This window comes from Halopiger xanaduensis SH-6 (genome assembly GCF_000217715.1).
GTDB classification, from domain to species: Archaea; Halobacteriota; Halobacteria; order Halobacteriales; family Natrialbaceae; genus Halopiger; species Halopiger xanaduensis.
Map to the genome: position 1 here is coordinate 1,789,547 of NC_015666.1, position 14,910 is coordinate 1,804,456.

The window sequence follows — 14,910 nt, forward strand, 5'->3', positions numbered from 1 at the left end:
CCTTCGCTCGTCACTGACCGGTCACTGACGCGCCCACTCGAGCATCCGCCCGTAAACGGGATCGGTCGCGAGCGCGTTCGAATCACCGACGAGCACGAGCGCTCGCTTCGGACGCGTGAGCGCGACGTTGATCCGTCGGTAGTCCTCGAAGATCGGCCCCTCGAGCGAGCCCGTCGCGGTGAACGAGACGATGATGACCTCCTGGCTCGAGCCCTGGAAGCGGTCGACGGTGTCGACGGCCACGTCGTCGGGGACGTGCGCCGAAATCTCTGACACCTGCGCCCGGAACGGCGCGATGACGCCGATCTCCGAGCGCTCGAGGCCGGCGGCCTCGTAGGCCTCGATCAACTCGGCGATGCGGGCGGCTTCCTCACCGTCGGTGTACCGACTCCCGTCACCCTCGACGTCGACGAACGAGACGGGGTCCCGCAGATTTTCGGGCAGGTCGGCGCGGGCGACGCCCTCGAGGTCGTTCAGCGTTCGGGCCGCGACCGCGGGTTCGGCGGGGCGCAGTTTTCCGTCGTAGAACTCCCTCGAGGCGAAGGCCTGGATGCGCTGGTTCATCCGGTACTGGCGGTCGAGCATCACGCCGGCCTCGGGGTGGAGGTCGACGAGCCGCTCGAACAGCGACTCGGAAAGGTCGTTTTCGGCCCGTACGACGGGCGGCAGCTGCTCGTGGTCGCCGACGAGAACGAACCGCTCGGCGAGGTTGATCGCCGCACAGGTTCCGGGTTCGGTCAGCTGGGCGGCCTCGTCGACCAGCGCCGCGTCGAACGACTGTTCCTTCATGATGCGGGAGCCGCAGGTCGCCGTCGTCGCGGCGACCACCTGCGCGTTCTGCAACTCCGCGAGCCGGTCTTCGGGGTCGCCCGCCCGCTCGAGGCGGTAGGGCTCCATGTCGTCGCGGACGCCGCTCTCGGAGCCGACGCGAACGATCCGATCTTCGTCGATGACGCCCTCGAGTTGCTCGAGCAGCGCTTCCAGGGCGTTGTCGACCGCGCGGTTCGTGAAGGCCGAGAGCAGGACGCGCTCGCCGCGCTCGACCATCGCGCGGATGGCACGGGCGATGGTGTAGGTCTTGCCGGTCCCGGGCGGGCCGTGGATTAGCGCACAATCTTTCGCGCCGACGGCCTTCGTCACGGCCTCGTTCTGGCGCGCGTTGTTTCCGATGAACGTCTCCTCGATATCCTCGAACTCCGGCTCCGCGCGGCCGAACAGGACGTCCTTCCGGCGCTCGTCGCCCTTCAGGAGCGCGTCGTGCAGGGCGGCGAGCAGCCGATCCGTGGTGAGTTCGGAGGGGTAGACGTCCAGCCGCGTGACTTCCACGGGCTCGTCCGCCGTCAGAACAATCTCGTCGTCCAAGCGCTCGATGCGAGCGAGTTCCGACTGGCCGCGGACCGGGTGGCCGTCGCTGGCGAGGACGAGGTCTCCCTCCCGGAGCTTCGAGGTCGCCCCGCCTTCGCGGCGCGCGCGGAGTTCCCAGCGTCCGCCCTCGAGGGGCCGCTTCTCGACGAACTCGAGGTTGATCAGCGCGCGGTCGTCGTCGGCCCGCTCCTGGGCATCTTGCTCCCAGAGCTTGGCGTACTCGCGGTGAACTTCCCGGCGCTCCTCCTCGATCGCCCGGTAGAAGCGCTCGAAGTACTCGAGTTCCTCGTCGGGCAGCGCCTGGCCGATCTGGCCGGCCTTGGACTCCTGATCGAGGCGGCCGGAGACGACCATGCAGGTGTCCTGCTCGAAGCAGTACTCGCACTTGGCCGATCCCTCGTAGCCGGTCGGAACGTCGCCGCTCATCTCCATCGCGGCGATCTCGTTGCGCAGGCGGACGACGAACTTCAGCAGGCCGTCGCCCATCGAGAAGTCCTTGGCGGGAGTGAGATCGCCGGTCTCCTCGTTGCGGTCCAGCGCCGAGTTCTTGGTGTACAGCAAGGTGCCGGTGTCGACGTCGCCGCCGTGTTCCTCGAGTAAGAGCGCGTAGCAGGCGGCCTGCACCTTGTCCTTGAACCGCGGCTCCTTCTTGAGGTTCTTCCCGGTCTTGAGTTCAACCGGTGCGCCCCGGCGGATGGCGTCGGCGCGGCCGCGGATCCCGAAGGTCTCGCTGATGAGCAACTGTTCGGAGCGCCACGAGTCGTCCTCGGTCAGGCGACCCTGCTCGAGCCACCCCTCGATCGCGCCGGCGTTCTCGCGGACGTCCTCGGCGACCGAGTCGGGGGATTCCCCCAGCAGTCCGAGCTCGAGGCCGTGCTCGTCGACGCGAGCGTCGATCGACTCCTCGAGGTCGCGCCCGCGCAGGAGGTCGCCGAAGACCTCGTGGACGATGGTCCCCTTCACGACGGGGTAGTTCAGCGGAACGCCGGAGAGCTTGTTCAGGTAGTAGAGGCGCGGACACTCCACCCAGTTGCGGATCGCCGTCACGTTCACCAGAAACGAGGGCTCGACGACGACGTAGGAGTCGCCGGTCGTCTTGTACTGCGTCTCGCCCTGATACTCGTCCTGCTCCGCGTTCGTGACGAGCAGTTCCATCCCGGGCTCGAGGAGTTCGGCCGATTTGGTCCACTTGTTCCAGAGCGTCACCGTCGTCGGCTCGTGGTCGAGATCGGGGTCGAGGTCGGATTCGGAGACGGCAGCCGCGAGCGGCTCGCTTTCGGGGCCGCCGTCGGGCGCAGCCGCTGCATCGACCGCCGTCAGCTGCAGCGGCACTTCCGCCAGATCGGTCTCGCCGTAGCTCGTCGACACCGATCGCACTTCGACCTCGCCCGCGACGGTTCCGCGTACGTGCACGGCTATGCATCACGGGCCGAGTCGGCAAAAACGCTATCGGTCGCCGCTCGAGTCGCCCGCCGAACGGGGACGCTGCGGTCGCTCGAGTAATCCCCGATTACCACCGATTGCGGCCGGGACCGCGTCGAAACGGTCGCCGTCGCTTTTGGGATCGCGAGGGCAATCGCCGCTCGAGATGAGCGACTCGAACGACGACGGTGACCGGCGGACGGGATCGGAACCGGGTGCGAGCGACCCGGGCGGCCCGAAAAACCGCGCGGAGGACGCGTCGGCCGATATCGACTCCGGCACCGGCGTCGGCGACAATCCCAACGACCGCGATCCTCGCGACGAGTCCACGCGGATCGTCAGCGAGAATCGACGCCGCAACACGCCGCTCATCAGCGCGATCATCGCCGTCCTCGGCGCGTGGACGGCTCTCTCGGTGCTGGTTTTCGAATCCGGGGAAGCCGCCACGTGGAACAACGTCCTGGTCGGCATCGCCGTCGTCGCCGCCGCCGGCTACAACTACTACCGCCTCCACAACGACATCCCGCTGAGCGCCGGGGTCGCATCGCTGGTGGGGGTGCTGGGCATCTGGCTGATCATCTCCGCGGCGCTGCTCGAGATGGCCGGCGGCCTGTTCTGGAGCACGCTCGCCACGGGGCTGCTCGTCGCCGGGCTCGCGGGGTACAACGCCTACGAAGCCCGCGAGGCGAGAACGGTCGCGACGGAGCCGGAGACGGGTGCGTGAAGGCCCTAAAGGTCCGACTCGAGCCGGCGGAGCCGGTACTCGGCGGCGTGGTGGCGAAGCGCCACGACGGCAAAGCCGAGCATAACCACGGTAAAGCCGACCGCCACGAGCGGCGAGACGCCGTTGAGGTAGCTGTTCAAAAGCTGTCCGAGCGCCAGCGCCGCCGGTCCGAGAGTCAGCAGGCAGCTCGTCGCCGGGGTGGCGCGAAACAGTTCAACGAGGGGGAGTGATTCGCGGACGGACATGGGGAAAGCGACGGTTACGTGTTGTGTCGGGGCGGCCATCGTATTCCTTTTGGTTCGATCCGGGTCGAATTTTCTCGCGTGGCGGACTATCAAAAATTCCTGCCGGTCGGATCACACAGCGTTCGTCGCAACCGATACGTTCTTTCCGACCGCAACCGAACCACGAGACATGCGGATTCGCGAGTGGCAGGACATACTCGAGGACGTCACCGAGCGGGACGTCGACCCGGACGACTGGCGCGCAGTCGCCGGCGACCGCGCCACCGGCGTCGGCGAAGACATGTACCTCGCGCATCCCGGAGCCGGGGTCTTCTTCCTGAAGACCTACGCCAAGAACCCCTACGAGGTCCGCGGCGTCGGCACGCAGGTCGCGCGCAGCCTGGACGACGAGATCGGCTCGTTCCTCCCCGAGCAGGAGGAAGCCGGCGGCCGCTTCGCCGTCCAGTCTCCGCCCGAGGACGAGGACCACGCCGAAACGCTCTCGAAGCGCCTCGAGACGGTGCTCGAAACTCACGCGGACGCGCCGACGCGACCGCAAGACCTGTTCGACGACGTCATGGAGGCTATCGAAAGTCCCGCGTTCGGCCCGATGGAGTACGACCAGTACGATCGGCCCGAGGAACTCGAGGACCTCGCGGATCGGTTCGAGGAGGCCGACGAACTGCTGAACGCGGAACTCGAGGACTTAATCGAGACCGACGAGGTCGACCGCGGCTTCATGTGACCGGCCCGGACGATCCCTCCCTCGAGTAGCGCGGTGTTTTCTCCGATCCGTCGACCGCTCCACGTCGCATTCCCGTCGCTACTCGCCGAACCGATTTTTAGCCGTGCCTAAATTCCGGAATCGTTTTATGTTTTTAGGCGAGCCTAATTCGCATGAGTCGAGACGAGAGAAAGCCGCGGATGCCGACGCGACGAGACTGCGTGAAGTACGGCGGCACCGTCGTCGGTGCCGGGCTCTTCGCCGGCTGTACGAGCAACGAGGGGGACGATTCGAACGGGACGACATCGGGGTCGACGGAGTCGTCGCAGTCGGCCTCGAGCGACAGCACGACTACGGACGAGTCGTACACGGTGTCGATGTCGCCGATGGGGGAGGTCGAGTTCGACGAGGTTCCCGAGACGATCTTTACTCGTTTGACCCACCTCGCGGGGATGGCGTTCGCACTCGGACGGGGCAACGACGTGAACGCGCTGCACGCGCCGGACTACTACAACGACCTCTGGAACCAGTTTACGCCGCGTCTTCCGGACGTTTCGCTCGATTGGAGCGGGCGCTACTCGTCGTGGAATCCGGATCCGGAGCAACTGTACGAACTCGACAGCGACGTTCACCTCGCCGATCCGGCGAGCGTCCTCGCGCTCGACGGGTGGAATCAGTCCGACGTCGACGAGATCCGCAACAATATCTCCCCCTGGTTCGGCAATCACTTCAGCAATAGACACCTCTCGCCGCCCGACGCATACGCCGGCGAATACGAGTACTACACACTCTGGGAGCAGTTCGAGAAGGTCGCACGGGTGTTTCAGGCGGAAGACCGATACGACGCCCTGGCGTCGATCCGCGAGGACGTCCTCGCGACCATCGAGGCGGACCTACCGCCCGAATCCGAGCGGCCGACCGTCGTCATGGGCGGCTTCTCCACGCCGACGGAACCCTACGTGTACAACGTGGACACGCCGGGATTCCTCACCGCACACGTCCGCCCGCTCGATCCGGTCGACGCGTTCGGGGACGACGTCTCCTCGGGAGCGCAGATCGACATGGAGACGCTGATCGAAGCCGATCCCGACGCGATCATCGTCTTTGGCGGGATGCACCCCGACACCGATATGGAGACCGTCCGGACGGAACTCGAGAACGATCCGGTCGGACAGAAACTCACGGCGGTGCAGAACGACCGCATCTACGCGCAGGGCGCACGGTATCAGGGTCCCATTCTCAACCTCTTCCAGCTGGAGATGACCGCCAAGCAACTCTACCCCGATACCTTCGGCGAGTGGCCCGCGTACGTCGACGGCGCGTATCCCGAGCTTCCGGCGGACGAGCAATTCTTCGACCGGAAGCGCGTCGCCGACATCATTCGGGGCGAGTTCTGAGCGCGGCCCGGACGCGGGCCGCCTGCGACTGCGTCCGATGATTCTATAGGAGCGGCCTCCGACGGATACACCACCAATGAGCACCGGCGCCGACGACGTCGTCCGCGACTACTACGACGCGCTCCGGCGGGGCGAGTCCCTCGAGCCGTACTTCCTCGAGGCCGACGCGACGGTCAAGTTCGGGATCGGCGAGGCGCTGTTCGGCTCCGACGCGGTCGCCGACGCCCTCCGATCGCAGACCGAGACGACCGACGAGTGGTCGGTCGAGAGCGGGAATCTCGTCGTCGAGCAACGCGAGGCGTTCGCCACGTTCGCGGACGAGGTGGCGATGGCGTGGACGGATACGGAAAGCGGCGCCCGACATCGGTTCGACTCGCGCTGGAGCGGGACGCTGGTGCCGGCAGAACGTGCGTCGAGCGCCGGAAGTGGTGCCGCCGAGTCAACGGAACCCAGCCCCGATACCACACCCGACTGGCTGTTCGCCTCGATGCACGTCAGTGCACCGCACGACCTCTGACCATGAACCGGGACCGAAATCACGATCACAATCGGAATCGCGACCGCCAACGCGACCGCGCCTCGAGCGGCGCGAACGAATCGAACCGCGTGCGCGACTCGAGTCGTCGTCCGCGGCGACGGGATCGGTCCGGGCGACGGGGAACCCGCGAGCAGGCGGAGCGAAGCGCCGACATCGCTGGACGCCGACGACTCGGTATCGGGTTCGTGCTGTTAGTCGGTGTTTCCGGAGCGACGATGGCGCTTCAGGGGGGCGCGTCGCTCGCCGCGGTCGGTGCGGTGACGGTCGCCAGCCTGGCGGCTGGCGGCGCGCTGTTGTGGTATCTGTACTGGATCGTTCGCTAGGCGTTACTATTGCGAACCGAGACTCGCGAAAATCGGGTCGGTGTGAGCTACCGTTCGACGCGTCGCAGCCACAGCTCCGGCGAATCGAGTTCGTCGTGACTCGGCAGGTACTCCGGCCCCTCCCAGACTAAGGCGGCCGTCTCGAGGTCGCGCGTCGAGACGACGTACTCGAAGAAGTTCTTGCCGCGCTCGTACTGGCGGCGCTTGAGGCCGAGCCCGAGCAGTCGGCGGAACAGCTGCTGCAGCGGGCCGCGACCCTGCCGGCGCTCGTCTAACTTGCGGCGCAGGTCCTCGTACTCGTCGTCGAAGGCGTGGTCCATCAGCAGTTCGGCGTACCCCTCGACGACGGTCATCGCCGCGTCGAGGTCGCGGAACGCCTCGCGGTCGAACGAACCTTGCGAGAGCGTCGCGATGCCCTCCTCCATGCGCTGCTCGAGGTGGTCGGAGAGCCACGGGGCGGCGCCGAACTCCGCGGCGTGGGTCACCTCGTGGAAGGCGATCCAGCGGCGGAACCGGTCGGCGTCGACCTCGAGGGCCTCGGCCGCGTTGAGGATGTTCGGCCGGACGAAGTACAGCGCGTGCTCGTCGTCGGGGGTGTCCGCGAGCAGGAGCGGATCGTACTGGCCGAGGACGTTCCGCCCGAGGAAGGAGAGCATGACGGTCATCGTCCCGGTGTTGATCGTTCGGGCGATGCCGGGGAACGTGCTGGTGTTAGCGTGGTTCTCGAGCGTGCTCATGACGCGTTCGAAGGTCGCGACGTTGGCGTCGATCCAGTGGTGGCGGTTCTGGATCTCGACGGTCTCGGGGACGTCGAACTCGAGTCCCGACACCGACCGGACGCCGGCGCGGGCGTCGCGAACGTCGCTCGCGTAGGCCTCGGCCTCGCCGGGCTCGAGGTCGATCGAGCCGGGATCGGTGGCGGCCTTGGCGGCCTCGGCGGCCGATCGCCAGTCGATCGCATCGTCGCCGGACGCCCCGGCAACGGCCCGGGCGCTGCGATAGAGATTCACGAATACGGGTACGTCGAGCGGACGCAAAAGCGTTCTGTCGATCCGGTTAGTTGACGATCACGTCGGGCTGTTCTTCCTCTTCGAACTCCTCATCGTCGCCGCCGCGGTAGCGCTTGACCGCGACGCCGGCGGCGACCAGAAGGGCCAGCGCGACCAGCGCGCCGACGGCGCTCGGTCCGCCCGACTCCTCGTCCGCTGCGGCGGCTTCCTCGTCCTCGTCGGACTCGACGTCAGTCTCGAGGTCGACCTCCTCGTCCGCGCCGGTCGCGCCGAACGGCAGCGCGTCGGTGATCGTCCGCGGCCCGAACTGCGGATTACCGTCCAGATGCAACTCGACGAGAGTGAATTTCTTGTCTCCCATGTTCGGGTGGTCAACGAGTGTCCACTTAGCCGTTTGGTTGGTTCGCATCAGGGGCGCCGGCGTAGGCAGCCATTGATCCGCGCGACGCGGAGACGGGACCGGTACGATTAAGTGTCCGTCACCTGCCCTCTTTCGTATGAGTGGACGACCGCTGGACATCCTCGAGGCGTCGCTCGGCGAACGCGTCACGGTTCGACTCAAGAGCGGTGACGAGTACGTCGGCGAACTCACGGGCTACGACCAGCACATGAATCTCGTGTTAGAGGATGCGACGATTCCCGTCGGGGGAACCGTAGAAGAGGAGGAGCCGGTCGAAGACACAACCATTATACGCGGCGATAACGTCGTTTCGATCACTCCATGACTGGTGCAGGAACCCCGAGCCAAGGAAAGAAGAACAAGACGACCCACGTCAAGTGTCGTCGCTGCGGAGAGAAGTCCTACCACGTGAAGAAGAAGGAATGCTCGTCGTGCGGCTTCGGCAAGTCCGCCAAGCGCCGCGACTACGAGTGGCAGTCGAAGGCCGGCGACAACTAAGCTGTCTTCCTCTGCGACTCGCTGAGCACTGCTCTGCTTTCGTGCGCCTCGTTGTTTTCGCGTAGCGTCGCTTCTCTCTCGAGCGCCGCGGCGACCCGGGATCCGTCGGATCGCTGATCGAACGACGGAACACCGGTTTCCGCAGTGTTCTCCAGTCACTATTCTGTCACAATATCTTCATGGCTGTTCCTATATCGGCGGTCATGCGCTTCGAAAGGCCAAAAATATGGCCTATGGAATGTTTATATAGTTGTCGGTCGTATAATATATTACTCAGGCCGCGAGCGACTGCAGACGGTCGAGGTAACACCCATGCTAACTGACTCACTAGCCTACTTGACGCGCAGCGACGAGCTGTGGAAGACGAGCATTATCGGCGGGCTCATGCTCCTGTTCGGCTTCCTCCTCGTCTCCCTGTTCCTCGTTTGGGGATACGTCGTCCGCGTCCTCGAGCGAACGACCCACGGCGACGACGAGGTGCCCCGGTTCGAGGACTGGGGCGAGATGCTGATCGACGGCGCGAAGGCGTCGGTCATCCTCCTGGCCTACTCGCTCGTCCCGATCGTCGTCGGCGGCGTGCTGGCCGGCATCGCGACGCTCGTCGCCGGCGGTTCCGTCGACTCGATCGGCGCGGCCGCCGCGGCCGTCACCGGGCTGGTCACGTTCGCGACCGTCCTCGTCGTCGCCTACGCCGTGCCGGCGGCGATCACGAACTTCGCCGTTGAAGGCCGGCTCGCGGCGGGGTTCGACGTCGGGGACATCCGCCCGATCCTCGCGAGCGGCACCTACGCCGTCGCGTGGCTGCTCGCGCTCGGCATCGTCGTCGCCGGCTCGATCGTGACCGGCGCACTCAACGCGATCCCGTTCGTCGGCGTCGTGCTCGGTGCGATCGTCGCGTTCTACGCGCTGGTCGCGGCCTCCCACGCGATCGGCCGCGCCTGGTTCGATCTTCACCCCGTTCCCCTCGAGGAGATGGGGAACGACGACGACGAGATGTCGACGGAACGGCCGGCGATATAATCGTATCGGCGACGCGAACGGTGCAATCCGAACATATTCCTACCCGTTTTTCGGTACTCGAATCCGGTCCCGCACCCGTACGCGCAGCGATGGACAGCCATTAGTCCCGGGCCCCGAACACTCGAGTATGGACCTGACGACGACGGACGCCTTCGACGGCCTCGAGTGCGTCGACTGCGGCGCGACCTTCGACGCCGCCGAGGCGACCCACGAGTGTCCGGACTGCGGCGGGGTGCTCGATCCGACCTACGACTACGACGCGATCGATCTCGACCGCGAGACCCTCGAGTCTCGGCCGTTCGACTCGATGTGGCGCTACGAGGAACTGTTGCCGTTCGCCCGCGAGTCGGCGGTCACGATGGACGAGGGCGCGACGGCGCTGGTCGACTGCCCCAATCTGGCCGACGAACTGGGCGTCGAACGCGTCCTCGTCAAGGACGAGGGCCGGAATCCGACGGGAACGTTCAAGGACCGCGGCCAGACCGTCGCCGTGACGGCCGCGACCCAGCACGGCGCGAGCGACGTCGTCCTTGCCTCCGCCGGAAACGCGGGTCAGGCCGCCGCAGCCTACGCCGGCCGTGCGGGCCTCGAGTCGCACGTCTTTCTGCCCTCGCGTTCCGGCTTCACGAACAAGGCGATGGTCAACGTCCACGGCGGCGACATGAACGTCGTCGGGGGCCGGATCGGCGACGCCGGCGCGGCCTACGAGGAGGCCCGCGAGGAGCACGACGACTGGTACCCGCTCCAGACGTTCACTACACCCTACCGCCACGAGGGGAAGAAGACGATGCTCTACGAGATCGTCGAGCAACTCGACTGGGAAACGCCGGACGCGATCTGTTATCCGACCGGCGGCGGGGTCGGCCTGATCGGAATGTACAAGGCCGCGACCGAGTTCCGGGAACTCGGCCTGATCGACGACTTGCCGGCGCTGTACGCCGCGCAGGCGTCGGGCTGTGCCCCGATCGTCGAAGCCTACGAGGAAGGATGGGACGAACACGAACCCGTCGAGAACCCCGATACCATCTGCGGCGGCCTCGAGATCCCCGATCCGGGCGCGAGCCCGTGGATCCTCGAGGCGATCCGCGCGACCGACGGCGGCGCGGTCGCGACGGACGATCCGGACATCCTCGAGGCCGGCGTCCAAGTTGCCCAACACGCGGGCCTCGAGATGGTGCCCAGCTCCGCCGCAGCCGCGAGCGGCGCGTGGGAACTGGCCGAGCGCGGCGAGTTCGACGGCGACGAGACGATCGTCATCCTCAACACGGGCTCGGGCAACAAGGAGGCCGACGTGCTGCGGAGCCACCTGATGGGACAGGGTATCTAAGGCCCTCACGTTCGATTTCGGCCACTCGAGGGACGGACTCGAGTCGGCAGCGACGCCCGTTTCGTAGCGTTTTTGCCAGTTGTCGGGAAACGGGGCGGTATGACTGCTCCCTGGGCCGACTGGGACCACATTCTGAAGATCGATCCGGACAAGGACCTCCCCGACGGCGTCACCTACGGCGACCTCTGTGCGACCGGGACCGACGCCATCGAGGTCGGCGGCACCATGGGGATCACCGAGGAGAACATGGCCGACGTCATCGCGGCCTGCGCCGAACACGACGTCCCCCTCTACCAGGAACCCTCGAGTCCGGACGTCGTCATCGAGGACGACGCGCTGGACGGCTACCTCATTCCGACCGTCTTCAACGCCGGCTCGCCGTTCTGGATCACCGGCGCGCACAAGGAGTGGGTCCGCCTCGACCGGGACCTCGACTGGGAGCGAACCTCGACGGAGGCCTACATCGTGATGAACCCCGAGGCCGACGTGGCGACCTACACCGAAGCCGACTGCGACTTGGAGGCCGACGAGGTCGCCGCCTACGCGACCGTCGCCGAGCGCATGTTCGGCCAGGAGATCGTCTACCTCGAGTACTCCGGCACGCTCGGCGACGAGGAGATCGTCGAAGCCGCGAGCGAGGCGACCGACGAGTCGACGCTGTTCTACGGCGGCGGCATCCACGACTACGACTCCGCCTACTCGATGGCGCAGTACGCCGACGTCATCGTGGTCGGCGACCTCGCGCACGAGGAGGGTATCGACGCGGTGCGCGAGACGGTCGACGCCGCGTCGGACGCCTGATCTCGAGGCGACGCGCGCGCTGGTTTCATTTCACCGTCGATATTCGAAACGAGAATCCCGTACTGCTTCCCGTATTAGCCGTTTGTGGCCGCGAACCGCGGTGTTGGCCTAAACGGTTTTGCACCCCGAAGACGTATCAGTGGTAATGAGTGTCCGCGTGGCGTTCGAAGCGGCGTCGCCGAAGCTCCTGCTCGGGCCGACGCTCGAGGCGATGCCGTCGCTCGACGTGACCCTCGAACGCCAGTACGCGCTCGATCCGGCGCAGCCGGTCGCCTTCTGCCGGATGCGGTGCGACGATCACGAGCGCCTCGAGCGAGCGCTCGCGGCCGACGGAACGGTGGCGGAGTTCGAGCGACTGGATCGGTCGAACGATCGCGCGCGCTTTCGCGTGACGCGGAGTGAGTCGGGGGGCGGGTCCGACCTCGGATCAGGACCCGAATCCGCCCCCGACGTCGTCGGTGCGTACCGTCGCTGGGTATCGGTCGGCGGCGAACTGCTCGGCGGGCGAGCCACGAACGGTCGGTGGGAGATCGACATGCGGTTTCCCGACCGGGAGGCCTTCACGGACTACCACGAGTTTCTCGCGGCTCACGACGTCGAGTTCGAACTCCACCGTCTCGCGGACGGCCCGAGCGCACAGTCCGACGACGCGGTCGTCACCGACTCCCAGCGAGAGGCCCTTGCGCTCGCGCTCGAGCACGGCTTTTTCGACGTCCCGCGCGAGACGGGACTGACGACGATCGCCGAGACGCTCGAAATATCGGAGCAGGCCGTCAGCGAACGGCTTCGCCGGGGGCAGGCGCGGCTGGTCGAGGAGTACGTCGTCACCGACTAACCGCTCGAAATCGACCGCGTTCGGGAGCAGCCGGAACCGATCGCAGCCGCTGGTATCCGCCGCCGATACTGTTCGTCATTCTTATAGTGGGGCCGCTCCTGTCACTGGTGATGGCAACACAGTCCTCCCAGTCCGCCGACGACGAACCGCCGTCGGTCAGGGTCGCTCGCGAACTCGCGGCCCGCGACGGCGTCGATCCGACGGAGCTGTCGCCGCCGCTGTACCACAGCCTCGATACGGCTGCGTTGGACGCCCTCTTCGAACCGACACGGCGCGGTGGACTCCGACACGGCCGCATCACGTTCGCCTACAACGAAAAATGGGTAACTGTCCACGACGACGGCGAGATAACGGTCGAGCAGTCCGGCACTGATCCGGAGACCGACTCCCAATGAAATTCTGCCACACCTGCGACTGGTTCGTCGACGAAACGGACGGTGCAACCGAACAGGATCGATCGCGGCTCGCCCTCGAGCACTTCGTCGAAACGGGCCACTCGATCGACTCGAGCGAGTCCGTCGGCCGGCCGATGCCCCCGTCGATCTGCGAGGAGTTGCTGATTCGGGACTTGCTGGGCGCGGACACGGATCTGGATATGAGCACCAGTATGGCAGGGACGGAAACGGAGACCGGCTCGGGCGCGTAGCTCGCCGGGTTCCGTTCGCTACGTTCCAACCCTGTCCCGATTTCTGGAGTCAACTGTTCTTCTCGACGAGATTTCGCAGCTGCGGTAGGGCCTCGGTGACGTCGTCCCGACAGACGATATCGGCAGCGTCGTCGACCGGCGTCGATTCGAGGTTGACGACGCCGACGGTCGCGCCTGCCGATGCTGCAATCTTCGGGAGCGACGCGGCGGGTTCGACGACCAGCGAGGAGCCGATCGCGAGGAAGACGTCGCTCTCGCGGGCCAGCGACCGCGCGCGCTGCATGACGGCGCCCGGTAGCTGCTCGCCGAAGAGGACGACGTCCGGCTTGTAGATCCCGCCGCGGTCGGCGGGAGTTCGCCGTCCGCGGCGCGGTCGAAGATCGGACCGGCGTCGGTCCGCGCGCCGCAGTCGGTACAGCGGACGCGACGGGCATTGCCGTGGAGCTCGAGCAGGGTGGGCTCGTCGGAAGCTACGTCGCCGTCGGCAGCCGTATCGTCGGCGTCGGCTTCCGAACCATCCGGACCGGCACCGACGGCGTCGGCGGCCTTCCCGTGAAGGCTGTCCGTGTTCTGCGTGAGAATCGCCTCGAGGTGGCCGTCTCGTCCCAGCGCGGCCAGCGCCTCGTGGGCGGCGTTCGGCTCGTACTCCTCGTCGAACATCGCCCGCTGGAGGTCGACGCGGTCGTCCCAGAAGCCCGCGGGATCGCGCCGGAACCGGCCGTAGGTGAACTGCCCCTCATCGAAGTGCTCCCAGACGCCGTCGTCGCCGCGGAAGGTGGGGACGCCCGACGGCGCGGAGATACCGGCGCCGGTCAGCGCGACGGTCGTCTCGGCGCGTCGGATCTCGTCGGCGAGGTACTCGAGGTCGTCGCGGTCGTCCGTTGCGACCATATCGGATCGTCGGTCGCAGCGGACTAAAGCGGTCAGGTCGTCGTCTCGCGTCGGCGCCGCCGCACGCGCCGGCCGCTACCGCATCGACGGCGCGGACGCGTACGACGCGGCTAACTTCGCTTCGATCCGCTGGAGGTGCTCGCCGACCGTTCCGGCCGCGAGATCGAGTTTCGCGGCGAGTTCGCGGTGGGTCGTCTCGCGGGGAATCTCGTAGTAGCCATCCTCGAGCGCGAGTTCGAACAGCTCCCGCTGGCGGTCGGTCAGCGTCGGCGCGAACCCGCCGGCGTCGGGCTCGTACTCGCCCATCCGGCGCAGGTCGAGGTCGATCCCCTCGGGGAGGGCCGCGGCCGCGCGCTGGATCGAGCGGCTGGTGCCGACCGCCGTCACCTCGAGGCCGCGGTCGGTGCCGGCGTCGCCCGCGTCGACGTACGTCATCGGCCAGTCGAGGACGAGTTCGTGCTCGTCGAGGATGGCGAGCAGCGCGTCGACCGGGCCGACGGTTCGACACTGCACGTAGGCGACGCCGCGGCCGCGGTCGCCGGTGACGTCGTACTCGAGGGCGTCCGGCGAGTCGTCGAGCAGTTCTCGCGCGCGCTCGAGGTCGCCCCGGAGCTCGAGGAGTTCGACGTACCGATCGTCGCCGACCGGGTTCAGGTGGCGGATCGCCTCGATCGAAACCGCGTCGCTGCGGGCGAAGGCGTCGTCGATCGCGTTGAGCCGGCCGTCGGCCCACGTTAGGACGACGGTGGCGTACCTCATCGTCGC

At 66.8% G+C, this 14,910-nt stretch carries 17 protein-coding genes and 1 pseudogene; 12 read left to right on the top strand and 6 right to left on the bottom strand.

Features of this window, described 5'->3' with window-relative positions; genetic code table 11:
* Positions 1–21: 21 nt before the first annotated feature.
* The gene (locus HALXA_RS08715) at positions 22–2,778 is read right to left on the bottom strand and encodes an AAA domain-containing protein (protein ID WP_013879971.1); all 2,757 of its coding nucleotides are present in this window, start codon (positions 2,776–2,778) and stop codon (positions 22–24) included.
* A 175-nt stretch (positions 2,779–2,953) separates the two neighbouring features.
* Here HALXA_RS08715 and HALXA_RS08720 point away from each other — a divergent pair, with 175 nt between their 5' ends.
* Positions 2,954–3,511: an SPW repeat protein gene (locus HALXA_RS08720; protein WP_013879972.1), complete on the top strand. Its 558-nt coding sequence runs from the start codon at positions 2,954–2,956 to the stop codon at positions 3,509–3,511.
* Between the two features lie 5 nt (positions 3,512–3,516).
* On the opposite strand, the gene HALXA_RS08725 is transcribed toward HALXA_RS08720, so the two are convergent.
* On the bottom strand, positions 3,517–3,756 hold the full coding sequence (locus HALXA_RS08725; RefSeq protein ID WP_049895267.1) for a hypothetical protein: 240 nt from the start codon (positions 3,754–3,756) through the stop codon (positions 3,517–3,519).
* A 169-nt stretch (positions 3,757–3,925) separates the two neighbouring features.
* Between HALXA_RS08725 and HALXA_RS08730 the strand changes: the two genes are divergently transcribed.
* The 3 genes from HALXA_RS08730 to HALXA_RS08740 all read left to right on the top strand — a co-directional run bounded on the left by HALXA_RS08730 (position 3,926) and on the right by HALXA_RS08740 (position 6,373).
* Complete coding sequence (locus HALXA_RS08730) at positions 3,926–4,480, top strand: hypothetical protein (protein ID WP_013879974.1); 555 nt, start codon at positions 3,926–3,928, stop codon at positions 4,478–4,480.
* Positions 4,481–4,632: 152 nt separating this feature from the next.
* Positions 4,633–5,856, top strand: a complete 1,224-nt coding sequence (locus HALXA_RS08735) for an ABC transporter substrate-binding protein (protein WP_013879975.1) — start codon at positions 4,633–4,635, stop codon at positions 5,854–5,856.
* Positions 5,857–5,932: 76 nt separating this feature from the next.
* Positions 5,933–6,373: a DUF3225 domain-containing protein gene (locus HALXA_RS08740; RefSeq protein ID WP_013879976.1), complete on the top strand. Its 441-nt coding sequence runs from the start codon at positions 5,933–5,935 to the stop codon at positions 6,371–6,373.
* Positions 6,374–6,764: 391 nt separating this feature from the next.
* Here HALXA_RS08740 and HALXA_RS08750 read toward each other — a convergent pair whose 3' ends face one another.
* Both HALXA_RS08750 and HALXA_RS08755 read right to left on the bottom strand, forming a co-directional pair.
* Positions 6,765–7,727 carry a zinc-dependent metalloprotease gene (locus HALXA_RS08750; protein ID WP_013879978.1) on the bottom strand — a complete coding sequence of 321 codons (963 nt, stop codon included), beginning with the start codon at positions 7,725–7,727 and terminating at the stop codon, positions 6,765–6,767.
* 46 nt (positions 7,728–7,773) lie between these two features.
* Complete coding sequence (locus HALXA_RS08755) at positions 7,774–8,088, bottom strand: hypothetical protein (protein ID WP_013879979.1); 315 nt, start codon at positions 8,086–8,088, stop codon at positions 7,774–7,776.
* 136 nt (positions 8,089–8,224) lie between these two features.
* On the opposite strand from HALXA_RS08755, the gene HALXA_RS08760 reads away from it, so the two are divergent.
* From HALXA_RS08760 to HALXA_RS08795, 8 genes are all read left to right on the top strand, one after another.
* A complete protein-coding gene (locus tag HALXA_RS08760) occupies positions 8,225–8,452 on the top strand; it encodes an LSM domain-containing protein (protein ID WP_013879980.1) in 228 nt (75 codons plus the stop codon).
* The gene (locus HALXA_RS08765; protein WP_013879981.1) at positions 8,449–8,625 is read left to right on the top strand and encodes a 50S ribosomal protein L37e; all 177 of its coding nucleotides are present in this window, start codon (positions 8,449–8,451) and stop codon (positions 8,623–8,625) included. Before HALXA_RS08760 ends, HALXA_RS08765 begins: the two co-directional genes overlap by 4 nt.
* A gap of 312 nt (positions 8,626–8,937) precedes the next feature.
* Positions 8,938–9,645 carry a DUF4013 domain-containing protein gene (locus HALXA_RS08770; protein ID WP_013879982.1) on the top strand — a complete coding sequence of 236 codons (708 nt, stop codon included), beginning with the start codon at positions 8,938–8,940 and terminating at the stop codon, positions 9,643–9,645.
* A gap of 133 nt (positions 9,646–9,778) precedes the next feature.
* Positions 9,779–10,972 carry a threonine synthase gene (locus tag HALXA_RS08775; RefSeq protein WP_049895438.1) on the top strand — a complete coding sequence of 398 codons (1,194 nt, stop codon included), beginning with the start codon at positions 9,779–9,781 and terminating at the stop codon, positions 10,970–10,972.
* 99 nt (positions 10,973–11,071) lie between these two features.
* Complete coding sequence (locus HALXA_RS08780) at positions 11,072–11,773, top strand: phosphoglycerol geranylgeranyltransferase (RefSeq protein WP_013879984.1); 702 nt, start codon at positions 11,072–11,074, stop codon at positions 11,771–11,773.
* 145 nt (positions 11,774–11,918) lie between these two features.
* Entirely contained in the window at positions 11,919–12,608 is a 690-nt protein-coding gene (locus HALXA_RS08785; RefSeq protein ID WP_013879985.1) for a helix-turn-helix domain-containing protein, read from the top strand.
* Positions 12,609–12,718: 110 nt separating this feature from the next.
* The gene (locus HALXA_RS08790; protein WP_013879986.1) at positions 12,719–13,003 is read left to right on the top strand and encodes a HalOD1 output domain-containing protein; all 285 of its coding nucleotides are present in this window, start codon (positions 12,719–12,721) and stop codon (positions 13,001–13,003) included.
* Positions 13,000–13,254 carry a hypothetical protein gene (locus tag HALXA_RS08795; RefSeq protein ID WP_013879987.1) on the top strand — a complete coding sequence of 85 codons (255 nt, stop codon included), beginning with the start codon at positions 13,000–13,002 and terminating at the stop codon, positions 13,252–13,254. Before HALXA_RS08790 ends, HALXA_RS08795 begins: the two co-directional genes overlap by 4 nt.
* A 49-nt stretch (positions 13,255–13,303) precedes the next feature.
* Here the strand turns inward: HALXA_RS08795 and HALXA_RS08800 are convergent.
* Together HALXA_RS08800 and HALXA_RS08805 are read right to left on the bottom strand one after the other, a co-directional pair.
* A pseudogene (locus HALXA_RS08800) lies at positions 13,304–14,145 on the bottom strand (SIR2 family NAD-dependent protein deacylase).
* A gap of 75 nt (positions 14,146–14,220) precedes the next feature.
* On the bottom strand, positions 14,221–14,904 hold the full coding sequence (locus tag HALXA_RS08805; protein ID WP_013879988.1) for a helix-turn-helix domain-containing protein: 684 nt from the start codon (positions 14,902–14,904) through the stop codon (positions 14,221–14,223).
* Positions 14,905–14,910: the final 6 nt, after the last annotated feature.